General features: G+C 48.4%; 2 protein-coding genes. Both read right to left on the bottom strand.

The window, feature by feature from the left end:
* Window positions 1-1,838, bottom strand: a 1,838-nt coding sequence (locus tag QZ735_RS04695) for a CHASE3 domain-containing protein (RefSeq protein ID WP_294244887.1), incomplete at its 3' end; no start/stop codon positions are given.
* Window positions 1,839-1,850: 12 nt separating this feature from the next.
* Window positions 1,851-3,123: ATP-binding protein (locus QZ735_RS04690; protein WP_294244885.1), on the bottom strand; the 1,273-nt coding region annotated here is incomplete at its 5' end.

Below are 3,123 nucleotides of genomic sequence, written 5' to 3'. Positions count from 1 at the left end.
CTCCTGAGGTCTTTGAGGATATCTTCGATCATGACATCCTGGTATTCCAGGGTCATTTTGCCGGACTCGATCTTGGCAAGATCCAGGATCTCATCAATCAGGGTCAGCAGGCTGCTGCCGGAGCTCTGGATCACCTTCGCGGATTCAATCTGGTCTTCGTTCATGTTTTCTTCCGGATTTTCCGCCATCAGCCTGGAAAGCAGAAGGATGGAATTCAGCGGCGTACGCAGTTCATGGGACATATTGGCCAGGAACTCGGATTTGTATTTTGTGCTAAGGGCCAGCTCCTCCACTTTTTTCTGAATCTCATTGTTGCGCTCCGCAATCATATGGTTTTTCTCTTCCAGCAATCTTGACCGTTCTTCCAGTTCCGCGTTGGCCTGCATCAGTTCTTCCTGCTGTACCTTCAGTTCTTCTTCCGAAGCCTGGAGCTTCTGGGTCTGGGCTTCCAGTTCCGTGTTCAGGTTTTCGAGTTCGGAGTGCTGCACCTGCAGTTCTTCAGACTGGGCCTGGGTCTCTTCCATCAGCTGCTGTTCTTTTTCACGGCCTTTTGCTGCTCCCAGGGCAATACCGATATTACGGCTGCATTCTTCGAAATAGCTGATGACATGCTCCCGGAATTCCGAAGTGGTGCCAAGCTCGATCACACCGATACAATGGTGGTCTGCAAAAACAGGAATCAGGATAATGCCGTTCAGTTTTATCCGGCTGCTGGCAAAACTTACGGTAAAATCATATTCGCTGAGATCCGTGTAGATCTGCATATTTTCGCTGGTGAATACCTGGCCTACCATTCCTTCACCGGGCTCGAAATACTTTTTCATATTTTCTTCCAGCCCGAAAGAGGCCGTCAGCTTCAGGATCCCTTCATCAAAAATGTACATCGACCCGTTGCTGCATTGGCCGTAGGTAACCAGCTGGTCCAGAGATTCTGCAGCTACTTCCTTGACCGATTTGTTCCCTACCAGGGACTCATTGAGCAAAGCAAGCCCCTTCTGTCTCCAGTCGCTGTTGTTGATGGTTTCAAATGAATTCTTGAGTGATTCGGTCATGTGGTTAAGGGATTCTGCGAGATCTCCCAGGTCATCTTCGGAGTGGTCAATGGTCCGTTGGCTGTAATCGCCGTTGGCGACCCTGTTGGCAATCTGCTGGATGGCGCTGACCCTTTTGCTGATTTCCAGGTCTTTTGCCCGCAGCGCTTTTTCCAGTCTTTCCCGCCGGATGAGGTCTGCACGCAGCTTCATGTAGAAAAATGCCGTTACCACAATGGCAGCAAGGGATGAAAAGATGATGAATAGAACGGTGGTTCTCGACGAGGAGTTAAGGTCTTTGTTTTTAACGGCGAGCTGTGCTTCTTCATATTTTACGAAATCCTGCACAATCTGGCGGCAGCGGTCCATGTATACTTTACTTGACATGACCTGCTGCTGGGTCATTACCGCCCCTTTCTTCCGGTTTTCCACCAGGTATTTAAGGTTGGCCATATTGCTGTTGACATTCCGCTCCAGTTCATTGAGCCGTTCAATCTGGTTTTTATCGTTGATATCAAGTGTTTTCGCCTGTTCTATGGCTTTGGGGAATTCCGTCAGGCTGCGGTAATAAGGCTCAAGGTAGTTTTCTCTTCCGGTAAGCTGGTATCCGCGGTTTCCCGTTTCTGCATCCAGCAATGAAATCAGGACATCCTTTACTGCAGTAATGGCTCTGCGGCTTTTTGAAAGACTGTCACGGTGGGCCATCTGATTCTGTATGCTCCAATAGGACGCCGCAGAGCTGGCGATGAGGATCACCAGAGAGAGGCCGACCCCGAACTGAAGGTTTCTTATGATTTTTTTCGGCATGAAAAATTTAATTTAATTTAAAGGTAAGGTAAAATAAAACGTAGATCCTTCGTCTACTTTGCTGGAAACGCCGATGTTCCCGTGGTGCTGCTTGATGATTTCCGAACAGATGAAAAGGCCGATGCCCATGCCCTGGAACTGCAGGGAAGATTCTTCCACGCGGTAAAACTTACGGAAGACAGCCTCCTGCTTGAAATCCGGGATCCCGATTCCGAAGTCGGTAACGTTTACCCTTACTTCCTGCTCTTCTTCATCCACAAAAGTGGTCACAATCACCTGATTGTTCTTTGGAGAATATTTAATGGCATTGGTCAGGAAGTTGATCAGCACCTGTTCAATGCGGATTTCATCAAGAGGAATCAGAATATCCGGCCTGATGCCGTCCCGTCTGATCTTTACCCGGTCTTCATCATGGGTCTGCAGGATAATATCGATCGCATTACTGATCACCTGTTCCAGGTTGGCCGGCTTTTTATTGATTTTCAGCTTCCCGTTTTCTATTTTGGAAACATCCAGCAGATCGGTAATCAGGGTATTCAGCTTTTCTATCTGTTCCTGCGCCTTTGTTACGAATCCGGCTTCTGCGCTGTCTTTGCTGAGCTTGAGTCTTCTTTCCAGCAGCTGGACATAGGCTTTGATACTGGTGAGCGGCGTTTTCAGCTCGTGGCTGGCGATACTCAGGAATTCATCCTTTTCCTTTTCCACTTTCTTCTGATCATCAATATCGGTAAAGGTTCCTACCCAGTTTTTGATGCTTTCGCCTTCATATACCGGGGTTACCCTCAACAGGTGATAACGGTATTTGCCCGATTCCCTGTTTCTGATTCTTACCTCCAGCTCCATCGCTTTTCCGTTCTTTTTACAGCGGTCAAATTCTTCCTGGATGCCGGGGTCATCGGGATGGGTCTCCGGAAATTCCGTTCCGGCATCCGAATAATCGTGCCATTTACAGTTTACGAAATCCACGACACCGTCTTCATTGAGGGTGAATGCGATCTGCGGCAGGGATTCCAGCATCAGGTGGAAATGGTCGATCTGGGATTTCATCGTTACCTGTGATTCCCTTCTGCCTTTCACTTCAAGCTCCAGGCTTTGCTGCGTCTTTTTCATGGCAATGCTCTGCGCCTGCAGGTTGTAGAAGGTTTTTACTTTCAGCAGCAGGATTTCCGGGTCTACCGGTTTTGTCACATAATCTTTACCGCCCGAGGCATAGCCGCGGGTAATAAACCGTTTTTCCGTATTGACGGCTGAGAGAAATATAATCGGGACTTCCTTCGTTTTGCTG

The sequence above is a fragment of the uncultured Chryseobacterium sp. genome (assembly GCF_913776365.1).
Classification (GTDB): domain Bacteria; phylum Bacteroidota; class Bacteroidia; order Flavobacteriales; family Weeksellaceae; genus Chryseobacterium.
The sequence above is the reverse complement of the archived record's forward strand: the minus strand, read 5'-3'. Positions and strand labels throughout refer to the sequence as shown.